General features: G+C 41.8%; 17 protein-coding genes and 2 rRNA genes (1 of these 19 cut by a window edge). All 19 read left to right on the top strand.

All coding sequences use genetic code 11. The features are described 5' to 3' along the window. Positions 1-2756 (top strand): 23S ribosomal RNA (locus CEQ75_RS13965) (it extends 248 nt beyond the left edge of the window). 81 nt (positions 2757-2837) lie between these two features. Continuing rightward, positions 2838-2954: ribosomal RNA gene (gene rrf / locus CEQ75_RS13960) — 5S ribosomal RNA — on the top strand. Between the two features lie 135 nt (positions 2955-3089). Further along, positions 3090-3893 carry an ABC transporter permease gene (locus CEQ75_RS13955; RefSeq protein WP_242965231.1) on the top strand — a complete coding sequence of 268 codons (804 nt, stop codon included), beginning with the start codon at positions 3090-3092 and terminating at the stop codon, positions 3891-3893. Between the two features lie 3 nt (positions 3894-3896). Further along, on the top strand, positions 3897-4709 hold the full coding sequence (locus CEQ75_RS13950; RefSeq protein ID WP_089611588.1) for an ABC transporter permease: 813 nt from the start codon (positions 3897-3899) through the stop codon (positions 4707-4709). Between the two features lie 45 nt (positions 4710-4754). Further along, positions 4755-5771: an ABC transporter ATP-binding protein gene (locus CEQ75_RS13945; RefSeq protein WP_089611586.1), complete on the top strand. Its 1017-nt coding sequence runs from the start codon at positions 4755-4757 to the stop codon at positions 5769-5771. Between the two features lie 184 nt (positions 5772-5955). Next, entirely contained in the window at positions 5956-6660 is a 705-nt protein-coding gene (locus tag CEQ75_RS13940) for an MBL fold metallo-hydrolase (RefSeq protein ID WP_089611585.1), read from the top strand. A gap of 78 nt (positions 6661-6738) precedes the next feature. Next, entirely contained in the window at positions 6739-7251 is a 513-nt protein-coding gene (locus CEQ75_RS13935; RefSeq protein ID WP_089611584.1) for a methylated-DNA--[protein]-cysteine S-methyltransferase, read from the top strand. A 138-nt stretch (positions 7252-7389) separates the two neighbouring features. Continuing rightward, the gene (gene queF, locus CEQ75_RS13930) at positions 7390-7857 is read left to right on the top strand and encodes a preQ(1) synthase (RefSeq protein WP_089611582.1); all 468 of its coding nucleotides are present in this window, start codon (positions 7390-7392) and stop codon (positions 7855-7857) included. Between the two features lie 156 nt (positions 7858-8013). Beyond that, on the top strand, positions 8014-9096 hold the full coding sequence (locus tag CEQ75_RS13925; RefSeq protein WP_089611580.1) for a ComEC/Rec2 family competence protein: 1083 nt from the start codon (positions 8014-8016) through the stop codon (positions 9094-9096). A 159-nt stretch (positions 9097-9255) separates the two neighbouring features. Then, a complete protein-coding gene (locus CEQ75_RS13920; protein WP_089611578.1) occupies positions 9256-9897 on the top strand; it encodes a hypothetical protein in 642 nt (213 codons plus the stop codon). Between the two features lie 24 nt (positions 9898-9921). Beyond that, positions 9922-10689, top strand: coding sequence for a tyrosine-protein phosphatase (locus CEQ75_RS13915; protein WP_089611577.1), 768 nt, complete (start codon positions 9922-9924; stop codon positions 10687-10689). Next, positions 10680-11381 (top strand): YveK family protein, encoded by a 702-nt coding sequence (locus CEQ75_RS13910; protein ID WP_089611575.1) that lies wholly within the window; start codon positions 10680-10682, stop codon positions 11379-11381. Before CEQ75_RS13915 ends, CEQ75_RS13910 begins: the two co-directional genes overlap by 10 nt. Continuing rightward, complete coding sequence (locus CEQ75_RS13905) at positions 11381-12049, top strand: CpsD/CapB family tyrosine-protein kinase (protein ID WP_089611573.1); 669 nt, start codon at positions 11381-11383, stop codon at positions 12047-12049. Before CEQ75_RS13910 ends, CEQ75_RS13905 begins: the two co-directional genes overlap by 1 nt. A gap of 105 nt (positions 12050-12154) precedes the next feature. After that, complete coding sequence (locus tag CEQ75_RS13900; protein ID WP_089611571.1) at positions 12155-12919, top strand: NAD-dependent protein deacylase; 765 nt, start codon at positions 12155-12157, stop codon at positions 12917-12919. A 269-nt stretch (positions 12920-13188) separates the two neighbouring features. Further along, a complete protein-coding gene (locus CEQ75_RS13895) occupies positions 13189-13923 on the top strand; it encodes a TerC family protein (RefSeq protein WP_089611569.1) in 735 nt (244 codons plus the stop codon). Between the two features lie 52 nt (positions 13924-13975). Continuing rightward, positions 13976-15223, top strand: coding sequence for a DUF1015 domain-containing protein (locus CEQ75_RS13890; protein WP_089611568.1), 1248 nt, complete (start codon positions 13976-13978; stop codon positions 15221-15223). Positions 15224-15485: 262 nt separating this feature from the next. Continuing rightward, positions 15486-15803 (top strand): hypothetical protein, encoded by a 318-nt coding sequence (locus CEQ75_RS13885; protein WP_089611565.1) that lies wholly within the window; start codon positions 15486-15488, stop codon positions 15801-15803. A gap of 110 nt (positions 15804-15913) precedes the next feature. Next, the gene (locus tag CEQ75_RS13880) at positions 15914-16108 is read left to right on the top strand and encodes a hypothetical protein (RefSeq protein WP_089611563.1); all 195 of its coding nucleotides are present in this window, start codon (positions 15914-15916) and stop codon (positions 16106-16108) included. Between the two features lie 210 nt (positions 16109-16318). Continuing rightward, positions 16319-16771 carry a GatB/YqeY domain-containing protein gene (locus CEQ75_RS13875; RefSeq protein WP_089611562.1) on the top strand — a complete coding sequence of 151 codons (453 nt, stop codon included), beginning with the start codon at positions 16319-16321 and terminating at the stop codon, positions 16769-16771. Positions 16772-16790: the final 19 nt, after the last annotated feature.

Raw genomic sequence — 16790 nt, 5'->3', positions numbered from 1 at the left:
GCGAGCGAAACGGGAAGAGCCTAAACCGGTTGCTTAGGCAACCGGGGTTGCGGGACTTTCATGAGAAGTAAGGAAGCCTAGCCGAAGAGGTCTGGAAAGGCCCATCACAGAGGGTAACAATCCTGTAGGCGAAAGGCGGAAATGCTCGAAAGTATCCCAAGTACCGCGGGACACGAGAAACCCCGTGGGAATCCGGGGGGACCACCCCCCAAGGCTAAATACTCCTTGGCGACCGATAGTGAACCAGTACCGTGAGGGAAAGGTGAAAAGAACCCCGGGAGGGGAGTGAAAAAGAACCTGAAACCGTATGCTTACAAACTGTCAGAGCACTTTAAATGTGTGATGGCGTACCTTTTGTAGAATGGACCGGCGAGTTACGATAACGAGCGAGGTTAAGTCGAGAAGACGGAGCCGAAGCGAAAGCGAGTCTTAATAGGGCGGAAAGTTCGTTGTTGTAGACCCGAAACTTGGTGATCTACCCATGGTCAGGGTGAAGCTCAGGTAAGACTGAGTGGAGGCCCGAACCGACTTACGTTGAAAAGTGAGCGGATGAATTGTGGGTAGGGGTGAAATGCCAATCGAACCAAGAGATAGCTGGTTCTCCCCGAAATAGCTTTAGGGCTAGCCTCAAGAGATGATTTATGGCGGTAGAGCACTGTTCGAGCTAGGGGCCTAACCAGGTTACCGAACTCTCACAAACTGCGAATGCCATAAATTTATCTTGGGAGTCAGACTGTGGGGGATAAGCTTCATAGTCGAAAGGGAAACAGCCCAGATCGACAGCTAAGGTCCCAAAGTGTGTGCTAAGTGGAAAAGGATGTAGAGTTGCTAAAACAACCAGGATGTTGGCTTAGAAGCAGCCACCATTTAAAGAGTGCGTAATAGCTCACTGGTCGAGTGACCCTGCGCCGAAAATGTAACGGGGCTCAAGCACACCACCGAAGCTTCGGATTCAAGAAGCAAGATGCTAGAGGCAAGAAACAAGAGGTAAGACTAATAATCTTGCATCTTGCTTCTAGCATCTTGCTTCTTGAGTGGTAGGGGAGCGTACTGAACACGACGAAGGTTTACCGGAAGGAGAGCTGGAGAGTTCAGTAGTGAGAATGCCGGTATGAGTAAGCGAAAAGGCAGGTGAGAATCCTGCCCGCCAAAAACCTAAGGGTTCCTGGGGAAGGCTCGTCCGCCCAGGGTAAGTCAGGACCTAAGTCGAGGCGAAAAGCGTAGATGATGGACAATCGGTAAAGATTCCGATACCACCTGGATCCGTTTGAAGGAAGGGGTGACACAGGAGGGTAGGTCAAGCGCACGGTTGGTAGAGTGCGTCCAAGCCTGTAGGGAGAAAGATAGGAAAAACCGTCTTTCAAAGATCCTGAGAGGTGATGGGGAGCGAAAATAAGTAGCGAACTGACTGATCCCACACTGTCAAGAAAAGCCTCTAACGAGGAGCCAGGTGCCTGTACCGAAAACCGACACAGGTAGGTGGGGTGAGAATCCTAAGGCGCGCGAGAGAACCCTTGTTAAGGAACTCGGCAAAATGACCCCGTAACTTCGGGAGAAGGGGTGCCTTTGTAATGTGAGGTTTTTAACAGACTGAGCATGAAGAGGCCGCAGAGAAAAGGCCCAAGCGACTGTTTAGCAAAAACACAGGTGCCTGCAAAGTCGAAAGACGACGTATAGGTGCTGACGCCTGCCCGGTGCTGGAAGGTTAAGAGGAGAGGTCAGCGGAAACGTGAAGCTTTGAATTGAAGCCCCAGTAAACGGCGGCCGTAACTATAACGGTCCTAAGGTAGCGAAATTCCTTGTCGGGTAAGTTCCGACCCGCACGAAAGGCGTAACGATTTGGGCACTGTCTCAACAAGGGACTCGGCGAAATTGTAATACCGGTGAAGATACCGGTTACCTGCGACAGGACAGAAAGACCCCGTGGAGCTTTACTGCAGCCTGACATTGGATTTTGGTATATCACGTACAGGATAGGTGGGAGACTAAGAAGATGGGACGCCAGTCTCATTGGAGTCGCTGGTGGGATACCACTCTTGATGTGCTGAAATTCTAACTTCAAGCCGTAAGCCGGCTGAAGGACATTGTCAGGTGGGCAGTTTGACTGGGGCGGTCGCCTCCCAAAGAGTAACGGAGGCGCCCAAAGGTTCCCTCAGCGCGGATGGAAATCGCGCGAAGAGTGTAAAGGCAGAAGGGAGCTTGACTGCGAGAGAGACATTTCGAGCAGGGACGAAAGTCGGGCTTAGTGATCCGGCGGTACCGAGTGGAAGGGCCGTCGCTCAACGGATAAAAGCTACCCCGGGGATAACAGGCTTATCTCCCCCAAGAGTCCACATCGACGGGGAGGTTTGGCACCTCGATGTCGGCTCATCGCATCCTGGGGCTGTAGTAGGTCCCAAGGGTTGGGCTGTTCGCCCATTAAAGCGGTACGTGAGCTGGGTTCAGAACGTCGTGAGACAGTTCGGTCCCTATCCGTCGCAGGCGGAGGAAATTTGAGAGGCACTGTCCCTAGTACGAGAGGACCGGGATGGACAGACCACTGGTGTACCAGTTATCCTGCCAAGGGTACAGCTGGGTAGCTAAGTCTGGCAGGGATAAGCGCTGAAAGCATCTAAGCGCGAAGCCCCCCTTAAGATAAGATTTCCCACAGCGCAAGCTGATAAGACCCCAGAAAGACGAACTGGTAGATAGGCCGGGTGTGGAAGGGCAGTAATGTCCGGAGCTGACCGGTACTAATAGGTCGAGGACTTGACCTTAAAGATAAATTCTAAGCATGAAAGACTTCACTGTGTAGTTTTGAGAGAACAGTTATAGATTGTTCCAACTTCATAAATTTTCCTGGTGATGATGGCGGAGAGGCCCCACCTGTATCCATTCCGAACACAGAAGTTAAGCTCTCCAGCGCCGATAGTACTTGGGACGCAGGTCCCTGGGAGGGTAGGTCGTTGCCAGGTTCTAATTTTAATTAAAAGCACACTATTTGGTGTGCTTTTTTGATATAATTTAATAGTATGATTAATAATAAGGCAGCCCGGGAAAATTCTTAAAAAAAATGAAAATATTCTAAGTAGAAAGAAATGAGAAGAATAATGGGAACAATTAAAATGTATTGGGAGTTTACCCGAAAATCTTTCCAGCGGGCAGCGGTTTATCGGGCTGACGCTTGGACAAGAATTTTCGGCAACTTGATGACTTTAAGCATGTGGGGCTTCATTTGGTATGCCCTTTATTATGGAAAAGACTCAGTGGAAAATGTCTCTTTTCATGCAACATTAAGTTATATTATGATAAGTCTCGCCTTGCAAGGAATTCATAATGCTGGTACACCTCTATGGGAAATTCAGGAGCGTGTACGAACTGGTGATATTGCGATAGAAATCCTTCGGCCTTATGATTATCCGATTAGGATGCTATTTTCCGACCTGGGGAGCATGACCTTCTACTTTATCACAGCAGTGATCCCCCTTTATTCCGCGATATTTTTGCTGTTTCAGCCGGTGGTACCTGGTTCCCTGGCCCAATTGGGCATATTTTCCATTTCAGTTATACTGGGCTACTTAATCCGCTACTCACTTGAGCTGACCTTTGGTTTATTTACTTTCTGGTTGGTCGAAACTGGAGGGGTGGAGGATATTTTTTATTTCTCCATATCCTTGTTTTCCGGTGCCATTGTACCCCTTTGGTTTTTTCCGGACTGGCTGGAGCGGATTGCTTATTTCTTACCTTTTCAGGGGATATTCTTTGTACCCAACTCTATCTTTGTAGGTCAATTGACGGGACAAGCCCTTCTGATATCTTTGGTATCTCAGGTTATATGGCTGGTGATCTGCTGGGGAATACTGCGTTTGGTCTGGAGCAAGGCGTCCATGAAAATTGTGGTGCAGGGAGGTTGATTCATGGGGAAATCCGTGTTAAGGGTGATAAAAATATATTTTTATATGGTTGAGGTAAGCATTAAGGCGCAACTCCAGTACCGTTATGCTTTTGTAATGAATATTTTGGGATGGATGATGACCTATGCCGGATCAGCCGTGACTATGTGGGTTTTGCTTTATTCCTTTGGTTCCATCAAAGGGTGGGTCTTTTGGGAACTTTTATTTTTATTTGCTCTCTCCCTATTATCATGGAGCATGTGCGTGATTTTTTTCTTTCATTTCCGGGAGCTGGATCAATATATTATTCAAGGGACTTTTGACCGCATTCTGATCCGGCCGATTCATCCTTTTTTGCATGTGATGGCTTTGAAATTTGATATAGGGGCTTTTGGTCATCTGTTATTCAGTATCATTGCCATGATCCTGGCCTATAATCGTCTGGCACTTCACTGGATAAGTTGGCAGTGGCTGGTTTTTCTAGGGGCGGTTGTTGGCGGAACTTTTATTCAGGGAGGTATGCTGGTGTTGATATCTGCGGTAGCTTTTTGGACGAATCGTTCAGAACGGCTGTATTGGGCAATTATGTGGCCAACCAAAAGTCTGATGAATTATCCTCTGACCATTTTCCCCCGAGGGGTACAGGCACTGTTAATATTTATTCTACCTTTTGCTTTTATTAATTACTTACCGTCTTTATCATTACTTGGGAAATTAAATGAAGGCTATGCTCCCTCCTGGGGCTTTTTCAGTATTTTGGTGGGTCTGGTTTTCTTCATGGTTTCTTTTCAAATTTGGAAGACAGGCCTAAATCATTATAAAAGTGCCGGATCATAAACAGAAAAACTGACGTTTAGTGGTGATAAAGTTAGGAGGCAGTCAATGAGTATTATTGAGGTACATCACCTCTATAAAGAATTTTTCATTGCCAAAAGACAGGAGGGTTTGTGGGGGGCAATAAAAAGCCTATTTCACAGAGAATATGAGAAAAAAATGGCGGTTCAGGATATTTCCTTCACTATAGATGCAGGAGAAATAGTTGGTTATGTTGGGCCAAATGGAGCCGGTAAGTCTACTTCTATTAAGATGCTTACAGGCATCCTTGTTCCCACAGCCGGTGAAATTATGGTGAATGGGATTGTACCCTATCAGGAACGGCAAAAAAATTCCCGGCAGATCGGAGTAGTCTTCGGGCAACGTACCCAGCTTTGGTGGGATTTGCCTGCCATTGAATCCTTTGAACTTTTAAAGCAGGTATTTCGCATCCCTTCGGATCGATACCGGCAAAATATGGCCAAATTCTCCGAGATATTAGGTCTGGACGAATTTCTTCAGACCCCGGTGCGCCAACTTTCACTGGGACAAAGGATGCGGGCGGATATTGCCGCGTCACTGCTCCACGATCCGATAATTCTTTTTTTGGACGAACCTACCATTGGTTTAGATGTGGTTGCCAAAGAACGGATGCGGAATTTTATTCGGGAAATAAATCAAGAGCGAGGAGTCACGGTAATCTTAACCACTCATGATATGTCTGATATCGAAAAACTCTGCCAACGCATGATTTTGATCGATAACGGCCAGGTCATGTATGATGGGGAACTGGCCAGGATAAAAGAGATTTATGGCAAAGAGCGGATCCTGATTATTGATATGGAAGAAGACATTGATGATTTTTCCATTGCGGGGGCAGAAGTAATAAGAAAAGAGGGAAACCGCCGCTGGTTGAAATTCAGTAGGAATGAAGTTACTACTTCCCAATTAATCAGCCAAATTTCCTCAAAATACGAAATTAAAGATTTGTCTATTCAAGATAGTGAGATAGAAGTAATGATCCGCAAAATCTACGAAGAAGGTTTATCACAGGAGTTGGGTGGTAAATTAAAAACATCCCCTTAAGATAAGATTTAAATTACGATAATAAGACTCAGAAAATTTAAAACATCTTTATGCTCCTGGTTTCATGTTATAATTAAAAAATAATACCTGCTGGTCATTTTCGATCATGGCTAGGTGAATTTTTTAATTACCCGTAAAAAGCTATAGTAAACCTACGGAAAAAGAGCTGGAAGGAGGGATGGGAATGACGAGACAATTGCTCAAAATTCAATATCTGTTCCATAGCGGATTTCGTGTGGAAATAGGTAAATATCAGTTGATCTTTGATTATTATCAAGGGCCCATGAATTTAGCGAATCAAAGTACCTTAGTTTTTATTTCTCATAGCCACCCGGACCATTTCAATCCCGTTGTTTTCCAATGGCAGGAGAAGATAAACGATATCAATTACATTCTCAGTGATGAAATTCCAATCAACAACCAGGAACCAAATATACATCCTGTATCCCCTGGTGAGGAAATCAGGATTAGGGATATTGAGATCAAAACCTATGGTTCTACAGACATAGGGGTATCTTTTTTGGTGCGTTGTGCCGGAGTGACTCTTTTTCATGCCGGAGATCTGAACTGGTGGCATTGGTGGGAGGATAGTCCAGAGGAAATTATCCGGGCGGAGGAATTATTTAAGAAAGAAATTGCCCGGATCAAAGGGGAAAAAATTGATTTGGCCTTCTTCCCCGTGGACCCAAGGCTGGAAAAATTCTATTCCCTGGGGGCAGATTATTTTATTAAGGAAGTTGCCCCTAAAGTGCTTATTCCCATGCACTTTGGTAAAGATACCCAAGCTGCCCGCCAGTATGCAGCAAATAAAACTGATTCCTTCACCAAAATCATCTCTTTAACGAAGATGGGAGAGGAAATCCAGGAAGAAATCATTGCATCATCATGAGCAATCTGTAGTCAAATGAATTTTTACCTTAGATTTATTGGTCAATCTATTTTTTAGCGCCTGGAGGTGGTGGCTGTTATGAAAAATATATTCTATTATCTTACGGAAATTGGTCAAATTGGGATTGGCGCAAATGGGACTGCGATCACAGATGTTTTTTTTGACGGAGAGACAATCTCCGGAGATCAGAATGTTATGGAGACTCCTTTGATTCAAAAAGCATCTCTCCAGATTAAAGAATATCTGGAGGGAAAGCGCTCCGCTTTTGATGTGCCGCTTGCCTTGGAAGGTACGGAATTTCAGTTGGCAGCATGGCATGCCCTTCAGACTATTCCCTACGGCGAAACCCGCAGCTATAAAGAGATGGCAGCACAAATTGGAAATCCCAAAGCTTGCCGGGCTATTGGCAGAGCCAATAATCGGAATCCCATTGCGATTATTATTCCCTGCCACAGGGTCATCGGAGCTAATGGTAAACTGGTCGGCTATGGAGGAGGTCTTCCAATCAAAGAACGCTTGCTGCAATTAGAAAAAGAAAACAAGGAAAATCTATCTTTCGAAGCAGGTGTTTACAGGGAAATGAAATTATGATATGCTCGATAGCGAAATCATGTCAGACAGTTCGAGATCCATCCTGTCTCTAAACAAAACTAGGACATACTACCGTCTTAGGCAAACACCTGGGGATCGACTTCTGGCAGCGATATAATGACTGCAGGGGGTAGTAAAATGAGAAATAAAAATATCGCAGGTTTAACCCATTTAGGATCGGGTGACACCTCATATATCTTTCAATATGATCCTACACTGCTGGAATGTTTTGATAACAAGCATCCGGAGCATGATTATTTTGTCCAGTTTAAATGTCCGGAATTTACCAGTCTATGTCCCATGACGGGACAGCCGGATTTTGCTACGATCATTGTTAATTATATTCCGGATAAAAAACTGGTGGAAAGCAAATCATTAAAGCTCTACCTTTTTAGTTTTCGTAATCACGGGGATTTCCATGAAGATGTGGTCAACATCATCATGAAAGACTTTATTGCATTAATTGATCCCAAATATATTGAAGTGGTAGGGGAATTTACCCCCCGAGGAGGGATATCTATTCATCCTTTTGCTAATTATGCCCAAACGGGAACGAAATGGGAGAACTTCAGAGATCAAAGATTGTTAAGCTATGGTAATAAATAAAGAAAACTTGGCTTACACAGGTCTTAAAATCATGACCACCCCTTAGTGGGTGGTCATGTTAATGTAAAGGCCGATAGTTATTAATAGGTGCTTTTCGAAAAGATTAAAGCTATTGAAAGTTAAAACCAATATATAACTGAAGAAGGAAGAAAAAATATGAAATCATTCAAAAAATTGCTGGTATTTTTCTTAATATTCCTTTCTATGATTATGGCTGCATGCAGTGTATTAGCTGATAAAGGAGAATCTGTACTTCCTGAATCGTCTGGATTATTGAAAGTTACTTTCATTGATGTAGATCAAGGGGACAGTGTCCTGGTTCAATTTCCTAACGGAAAATCCATGCTCATCGACGGTGGTTCCGGTGATATGTATGGCCGGGTTGCAGCTGTTCTTTCAGACCAAAAAATCACCAAACTGGATGTGGTATTAGGGACCCATACTGACAACGATCATATTGGATCTCTTCCGGGGATTATAAAAAATTATGATGTGGGCAATGTCTATTTAAATGGTACCAGTGATACGAAAACTTACCTTGCTTTCCTTCGGGAAGCAGCCAATAAAAAATTAAAGATCAAAGAGCTTTATCAAGGAGATTTCTTGCAGGTGGATCCGGATGTAAAAATAAAAGTATTTGCCCCTGTTGGCCCGAATGAGGATAGTGATAATGATCATAGTCCTATTATGAAACTGACCTATCAAAAGAAAAGCTTTCTTTTTACGGGAGATGCAGAAAAATCCACTGAAGACATGGCCTTAGTTTATGATAAAATGGGACTTAAAAGTGATGTTGTCAAGGTAGGACATCATGGCTCGACCACTTCCTCCAGTCCCAAATTTGCTTTAGCTGTAGCACCTGAGCTGGCTGTCATTGAAGTTGGCGCAGATAATAGTTATGATCATCCTGATGAGTTGGTGGTCAATCGCTGGCAGTTATTAGGATCAAAGGTTTATACGACAGCGAAAAATGGCAATATCACAGTAACCACAGACGGAACTTATCTAAAGCTTTTTGCCGGCAAGAATTTAGAGGAATTACCAAAAATCTTCTCCGATGATAAAGGAGTTGCTAAGACCATAGGCACGTACTATGTGGGAAACAAAAATACCTTGGTTTTTCATGATCCTGAATGTAGCAGTGTGGCCGGCATGAATGTTAAAAATAAGGTTTTGTTTCCATCCAGGAAAGAGGCGTTTACCAAAGGATATAAGCCCTGCCAAATTTGTACCCCTTAGAAAAATTGAAATTGTTGATAATTAATGGTTTTTTAATGGAAAAATTATCGTTAACATGTTATTATATGTTTTGTGTTAAAAAATTCGATTAAGGCATGAAAAGCATAATCATGCATTAGAATCTGGATAGATAATTTTAAATTTAAAAGAGGTCAAGCAATGAAAAAATTTCAGAAGAACTTAATCATGCTGGCGGCAACCTTAATCTTCGGTGCTGCCATCGGGCTTTTGGTGCCCACGGCACTTGCTGATAGGACGAGCGGAGCAAAAGTTGATCAGGAACTGCTAAAAGAAACCATTCAGGTACAATTTAAGTCTGATATGATCAAAGCCTATTTAGAGGACTACGAATCAAAACGGATGCAGGAACTGGAAAAAAAATATCTCCAACAATACGGCAGAGAAAAAATGCCGGAAATTAATCCTTTGACCAACAAGGAAAAGGAAATTATTGTTGCAGCCCTGATGGAATCAGGAATTGAAGAGACTGATTTCAATCAGCCTGGTGGGGTGAGTACGACACCAAATAATAGTCAAGCCGTAAATGGGAACGAGGTACATGATCCAGCAATACAGCAGATCATTGACCAGAATCGAGACCTAATCAATCCCAATGATTTAAATACGGGAGCGAATATCTATAACAGTCTTGATACAGCTTATCTTTTTGGTCTCTCTAAGGGTGGCTTGACCCCGGAAGAAAAACAAGAGGCACAAGATTACTTAAACAGTATGTTAAGCCAGCAGGAGTACGCCACGGCAATGGAACTTTATATGAAATATGTAAAATTATTAAATTAAGACAGTGGAAATAGAAGGTTAGCGATGATAGACATTCATGCACACATTTTACCGGGTATTGATGACGGTCCTAAGACGATGGAGGATTCTTTGTCCTTATTGCGCTATGCCAAGGATAATGGCGTTAAGGAAATTATTGCCACCCCCCATTATCGTCCCCCAAAATATCAATGCGCAAACATAAAATCAATTTTTGAGGAACTTAAAACTAAGGTGGAGCAGGAAGGCCTGGGATTAAATATCTTTTTAGGCAGTGAAATTTATTTAGAAGAAGAATGGCAAGCCGGTCTTATGTCAGGAAAGTGCTCTTCCATGGGAGGATCTTCTTACCTTTTGGTGGAGCTTCCCCGACATAAGATCTATCCCTACCATGAAAAACTCCTTTATGAAATCCAGCTGCAAGGTTTCCAAATCATTCTGGCCCATATTGAAAGGTTTGATTACCTCATTAAGGAGCCTGATTTGCTTCAGACACTGAAAGATCGGGGTTATTATATGCAATTGAATGCTTCATCCCTGATGGATCGGCGCACCAAAAAAACTGCTTTAAATCTCTTATGGAAGGGAGTTATTCATTTTATTGCCAGTGACAGTCATAATCTATTAAGCAGAAAACCTCAGATGAGGGAAGCTTATACTTTAGTCCAGGATGAACTAGGAATTGATGCGGCTGAACTGCTGTTTCGGAAAAATGGTGCCAAATTGATAGCCAATGAGCCGATAGTGGATTTAAAGACAGAGAAAAAAACGCACAAAGGAATGATTGGGAGGTTGCTTGCTCCATGGAAGTAAATGAGTATAACGAAGAATACGGTGAAATAAATTTGCTGGAACTGTTTGAACATATCATTAAGAAATGGTGGGTTGTTTTAATCTTAACGGTAGTAGCAGCCGGGGTGACTTTCTATATTACAAAGGAGAAGGTAACGCATCTTTATACAGCCCAATCCACCATCTTTATTGGCAGAGACGCAACAAATACCCTTGGTATCAGCATGGAGGAACTCTCCATGGATAATAAGTTGATTGCAGATTATCGAGAATTGGTTAACACCAGGCTTGTTTCCGAACGAGTCAAAAAAGAATTGGCCATCACTACCGAAACAGATAAGCTGAGCAAATTCATTAGAATTGATACCGTAAATGATTCTCGTTTTATGCGCATCTCCTTTATGGATCCGGATCCGGATTTGGCGATGAAAATCGTCAATAAATACTCCGAGGTATTAAAGGAAAAGGCAGAGGATGTGGTTGGGGTTAAGAATGTCCAAATTGTGGATCAAGCTGTGCTGCCCAAGACCAACTCTAGTCCAAACATCCTGCAGAATACCGCTATTGCCGGTTTATTAGGTTTTATGACGGCCATCGGGATCATCTTTTTGAGTATGATCTTAAGTAACACTTTCCAAAAGGAAGAAGAGATCGAAAGAGAATTGGGTTTACCGTCCTTAGGTGTTATTCCAAAATTTAAGGGAGAAAACTAATGAGAAGTACGAATCTGATAGCATTGAATGATCCTCATTCTGCCGTAGCAGAAAGATACAAAATATTCCGCACAAACTTGAACTATATGAATGTTGATCAGGTGGACAAGGTGATTATGTTCACCAGTTCGATGACAAATGAGGGAAAAACCACCTCCATCGCCAATACGGCCATCACCTTTGCCACCTCTGGAAAAAAGGTCTTGTTGGTTGACTGTGATTTAAGAAAATCCAGCCTGCATAAAATGTTTAATCTGGCTCAAATGCCCGGCTTGGTCAACTTATTGGTAGAAAAACTGAACTTGATTGATGTTGTGCAGAAAATTGAAGAATTTGATAATTTAGATATTATCACCTCAGGCCCTCAACCACCAAATCCGGCGGAAATTCTGGCCACTCAAACCTTTGACCGCATGATTACTGAGGCAAGAGAAAAATATGATATTATTCTGATTGATTCCCCACCTGTTCTTTCTATTGCAGATGCTTCTGTTCTTTGTCGAACGGTGGATGGGGTTGTGCTCATTATTGCTTTGAATGAAACAAAAAAAGATGATGCTAAAATGGCCAAGAAAGCCTTGGAAAAGGTAGGGGCAAAGATTTTAGGAACATTGATTTGTAAAAGCGATATCAAAAAGCATCATTATTATTATTATGGAAATAAATAAGGTCGTATAAGATCCTCAATATCCTCAGTTTCCGGGTGTCAAGTTTATTTTCATTTTCACGTACATAACGGATCAAAAACTTAACGAAGTGATGGTGAGGTGTTAATGATTAAAGAAAAGGGGAAAATACAGGACAATCTCAAAGAACAGACCAAGGTTTTAAAAGAGATGATTGACCAAAGTCATAATATTGTTTTCTTTGGAGGAGCCGGAGTATCAACTGCAAGCAATATTCCTGATTTTCGAAGTTCCAACGGCCTTTTTCAGAAAAAATCCGGTATGACTATTTCTCCTGAAGAAATATTATCACACACATTTTTTATCAATCATACCCAGGAATTTTTTAATTTCTACAGAAGCAAAATGGTGTATGTGGATGCAAAACCTAATGATGCCCATTTAGCTTTGGCAAAATGGGAACAAGAAGGAAAACTAAAGGCTGTCATCACCCAAAACATTGATGGACTCCACCAGTTGGCAGGGAGTATTAATGTGCTGGAGCTGCATGGATCTATCCATAAAAATTATTGTATGCGCTGCCATCAACCATTTGATTTGGACTTTGTGGTTGCTTCCCAGGGAATACCGATTTGCTCATCTTGCGGAGGCATTGTCAAGCCTGATGTGGTTTTATACGAAGAAAGCCTTGATTCCGCTATTTTAGAAAAATCCATTTCAGCTATTTCCCAGGCAGATGTTTTTATTGTGGGAGGAACATCTCTCACCGTGTACCCAGCGGCAGGCTTGGTATCCTATTACCGAGGCAGGAAACTGGTTCTAGTCAATAAAACAGCGACGCCTTTTGATACCAAAGCCGGATTGACAGTTTGTGGAAATATTGCTGAGGTCTTCAGGCAAGTTGCTTTATAATGGAGACCAATTTTGGACAAAATCATACATTGACAGTTTATCAGGGAATTGGTATAATTTTGTTGCTCTTTGAAGGGGAGTAACCTGCAGTGAAAACTGTGAGTGAAGTCAACAACCGGCAAAGATTTGCCTGGCTTTACAATTTGATGATCAAATAGGTGAGACCTTTACGGAATGAATTTATTCTGTTTAGGGACTCACTTTTTTGGTTTTTTGACCTTTTAAGGTAAAATCCACTAAATATCAAAAAATAAGGAGGAGAGTTTTAATTGGAAAGTTTGTTAATGAATTTGACGGACCCAGCCTGGTTATGGAAGATGTTTACAGCTATTTTAGCAATCACTATTATTGACCTGGTCTTAAGCGGGGACAATGCTGCCGTGATTGGATTGGCGATCAGAAATTTGCCTCATGATTTACAGAAGAAAGCGGCAATATACGGGGCGGCCGGGGCGATTGTTTTACGTGTTATCTTTACGATTTTTGCGACCTATCTTTTGACAGTACCTTATTTAAGTGCCATTGGGGGCTTGATTTTAGTCGGAATTACTATTAAACTGATGAAACACGATGATGGTGACTCTTGTGATGAAAATGTTAAATCCTGTGACAGCTTCTGGCCGGCCATCGGAACAATTGTTATCGCTGACCTGAGCATGGCTTTTGACAATGTCATGGGTGTTGCCGGAGCGGCCCATGGAAGTGTTGGATTAGTGGTGTTTGGCTTGCTTCTTTCCGTTCCTATTTTAGTCTATGGTGCAACCTGGCTTGCTACCTTAATGGGGAAATATCCTATTATCATTTATATCGGTGCCGCTGTCCTTGCTCATACCGCCTTTGCCATGATCTTCCATGACAAAGCTTTACATCTCACTCTTTATACTGGAGAGCTTATGGGTAATATCATTCCCTGGGCTTTAGCGGCAGCGGTATTAGCCTATGGATTCTATACAGTGAGCAAAGCCAAAAAAAAATATAAAACCGGTGGTTTGAGCGCAGAATAAACCTAATTGTATCTTTCCATTTGAATACTTCCGTGTGAAAGGAGAAGAAACCTTGGCAATCATTAAACCTTTTAAAGGGATTCGTCCTGTTCCTCAGCTGGCCAATAAGGTGGCCGCTCTGCCCTATGATGTAATGGATAGTCAGGAAGCTCGATTATTGGTTAAAGACAATCCCTATTCTTTTCTGCATGTGGACAAGGCAGAAATTGATCTGGACCCTTCCATCAATCCTTATGATCAGAAGGTGTACGAAAAAGCCCGAGACAATCTGCAAGCAATGATCCGGTCAGGAACGTTGATTCAAGATCAGGAAAATCATTTTTATATCTATGAATTAGTTATGAACGGGCGTTCTCAGGTGGGTCTGGTAGTGTGTACCTCCATTGATGATTATTTGAATCAGGTCATTAAAAAACATGAACACACGCGACCGAGTAAGGAAGAAGATCGAATTAATCATGTGGATTATTGCAATGCCAATACGGGGCCTATTTTTCTCACATACCATGGGAAACAGGAAGTCAACGACCTTGTTAATCAGTGTATGAAACATCAGGAACCAGTATATGATATTGAATTTGATGATGAGGTGCGCCATAGAGTTTGGATTATTGACTCTGTGGAAGTCATGGAACAACTAAAAAATGCCTTCGCTCAGGTAGATACCCTATATATCGCTGATGGACATCATCGTTGTGCTTCGGCTGTAAAGGTAGGTTTAAAACGGAGAGCATCATCTAAAGATTATACAGGCAATGAAGAATTTAATTTCTTTCTTTCTGTGCTTTTCCCCCATGATCAGTTACATATCATGGATTATAATCGAGTTATCAAGGATTTGAACGGCAACACCAGTGCTGAATTTTTGCAAAAAATCGAAGACAAATTCATCATTGAAATACCCCGGGAACAAGGACCTTTTTCTCCCCAGGAAAAAAAGAACTTTGGTATGTATCTGGATGGTACCTGGTACTCAATAAAGGCCAAAGAGGGATCTTACCCGGAAAAAGATCCGGTGGCAAGTCTTGATATTTCAATTTTACAGAATAATCTCTTATACCCGATTTTAGGAATTGAAGATCCCCGTACCGACGAAAGAATTGATTTTGTGGGAGGGATTCGAGGCCTGGAAGAATTAGAACGGCGGGTTCAGGAAGATATGAAGGTAGCTTTTTCCATGTTCCCTACAACCATTGAAGATTTAATGTCCGTGGCTGATTCCGGGCAGATGATGCCGCCAAAATCAACCTGGTTTGAACCTAAATTAAGAAGCGGGTTTTTTATCCATGAATTATCTTGAATTGCTTTAATAAAGAGAAGTTCCCTCAGGGATACTTCTCTTTTTGTTGTACTTTCGGAAAGTATAAATTTTTATTGGTTGAAAGGATAAGTGCAATTAAGGACTCTGCTAAGTCGTAATGATAACAATTTGCACAAATTTGCTAATTATGATATAATAATATTTGTATAAGAAACAATTATGTCGCAATTAGGTTAATTCAGAGTATTAATATATCTTTTGATGTAATTGAGAAAACAAAATTTCTGGAAAGGAGAATTTCATGGGAAATCAAGAAAAAAGACCAGAATTATCGACTATGGAGATGCGGAAGAAATATGAAGCCAAAGGTGCCAAGTTTTATTCCGATTTAAAAGAAATGAAATTCACTCCCGGAGATCAAGTGCAGGTAAAAGAGAAGGTCTCTGAGAAAAAGTGGAGTGAGGTACGCCAGGGAAAGATTGTGGGGGATTATCCATCTTTCGTGCAAGTCAACTATGGTACATCCTGGAGTGATGTCTGCTATTTAAAGCAAGATATTCTGATAGGTCGGGTATGTTTAGGTCAATGGACTGAGAAGTATGAAGATCTCATTTCCTGATGATGGCAGAGATATGAGCAGGGATATATTCAATAAATTATGATTTTTCATTAACCAAAACACTATTTCGTAATAATATATGATATCAGCGAAATAGTGGAGGGATCTGCATGTCCAAACGTAGACGGGAAAGGCATTGTGATGACAAGTTAAAGGTCAGAGTCAGACAATCAGATGATGGATGTAAGAAAAAAATCCGCATTTACAATGAGCGGTTTGAAGTGAAAGTGCGGGTTAAAGATCAAGAATGCGAAATCCAGAATGGTGAACCTAATGATGAGCATTATGAAAGTTGGAAATGCTAAAAATTAAATAATTTTTCTTACTCCGACTGGTTCTGTCACCAATAATCACAGGATCAGTCGGAGTTTTTATTTTCAGTAATTGCTTTTTTATTGAGAAAAAGACTTGCCTCAGTAAAATAAAAGTGAAATAATAATGTTTAGTATCGACAGGCAATGTGTAAACTATAAAGAAAACTTGGCTTACGCAATTATGAGAAAGGAGTTTAAAAAATGACAATTCTGATGAAGATTAAGGATGACCTTTTGGCTGCTCGAAAATCAGGTCATCAAGTTAAGAAGAATCTTTTATCCACTTTATATGCTGAGACAGCTATGCTTGGCAAGAATAACGGGAACCGACCGTTAGAAGAAATCACAGATGAGGAAACCATTGGGGTGATCAAGAAGTTTATTAAAGGAGCGGAAGAAGCGCACCAGATTTGCGAAACCAAAGGAAAAACTGAGCAAGCAGCCATTGCGGCCCAAGAGTTGAAAATTTTAGAGGATTATCTTCCTGCACAACTTTCTGATGAATTTTTAGAACAGTTTGTTAAAAATTTTCTTGAAAAGTCACCGCAACAAGGGAAACAGGTGATCGGAGGGATTATGAAAGAACTGAAGCAAAATTATCAAGGTCAGTTTGATGGCAGGAAAGTCAATGAAATTATTGCACGCTTGATTTGAAAAAGGTTGGTGATAGCAA

This window comes from Dehalobacterium formicoaceticum (genome assembly GCF_002224645.1).
Taxonomy (GTDB): Bacteria; Bacillota; Dehalobacteriia; order Dehalobacteriales; family Dehalobacteriaceae; genus Dehalobacterium; species Dehalobacterium formicoaceticum.
This window is presented reverse-complemented; position numbering and strand designations above follow the sequence as displayed.

Excerpts from the sequence above, each read along its gene's own strand:
- queF (WP_089611582.1), top strand. The coding sequence starts at position 7,390 with ATGAGAAATAAAAATATCGCAGGTTTAACCCATTTAGGATCGGGTGAC.
- CEQ75_RS13880 (WP_089611563.1), top strand. The coding sequence starts at position 15,914 with ATGTCCAAACGTAGACGGGAAAGGCATTGTGATGACAAGTTAAAGGTC.
- CEQ75_RS13955 (WP_242965231.1), top strand. The coding sequence starts at position 3,090 with ATGGGAACAATTAAAATGTATTGGGAGTTTACCCGAAAATCTTTCCAG.
- CEQ75_RS13875 (WP_089611562.1), top strand. The coding sequence starts at position 16,319 with ATGACAATTCTGATGAAGATTAAGGATGACCTTTTGGCTGCTCGAAAA.
- CEQ75_RS13910 (WP_089611575.1), top strand. The coding sequence starts at position 10,680 with ATGGAAGTAAATGAGTATAACGAAGAATACGGTGAAATAAATTTGCTG.
- CEQ75_RS13940 (WP_089611585.1), top strand. The coding sequence starts at position 5,956 with ATGACGAGACAATTGCTCAAAATTCAATATCTGTTCCATAGCGGATTT.
- CEQ75_RS13885 (WP_089611565.1), top strand. The coding sequence starts at position 15,486 with ATGGGAAATCAAGAAAAAAGACCAGAATTATCGACTATGGAGATGCGG.
- CEQ75_RS13945 (WP_089611586.1), top strand. The coding sequence starts at position 4,755 with ATGAGTATTATTGAGGTACATCACCTCTATAAAGAATTTTTCATTGCC.
- CEQ75_RS13900 (WP_089611571.1), top strand. The coding sequence starts at position 12,155 with ATGATTAAAGAAAAGGGGAAAATACAGGACAATCTCAAAGAACAGACC.
- CEQ75_RS13925 (WP_089611580.1), top strand. The coding sequence starts at position 8,014 with ATGAAATCATTCAAAAAATTGCTGGTATTTTTCTTAATATTCCTTTCT.
- CEQ75_RS13920 (WP_089611578.1), top strand. The coding sequence starts at position 9,256 with ATGAAAAAATTTCAGAAGAACTTAATCATGCTGGCGGCAACCTTAATC.
- CEQ75_RS13905 (WP_089611573.1), top strand. The coding sequence starts at position 11,381 with ATGAGAAGTACGAATCTGATAGCATTGAATGATCCTCATTCTGCCGTA.
- CEQ75_RS13915 (WP_089611577.1), top strand. The coding sequence starts at position 9,922 with ATGATAGACATTCATGCACACATTTTACCGGGTATTGATGACGGTCCT.
- CEQ75_RS13935 (WP_089611584.1), top strand. The coding sequence starts at position 6,739 with ATGAAAAATATATTCTATTATCTTACGGAAATTGGTCAAATTGGGATT.
- CEQ75_RS13950 (WP_089611588.1), top strand. The coding sequence starts at position 3,897 with ATGGGGAAATCCGTGTTAAGGGTGATAAAAATATATTTTTATATGGTT.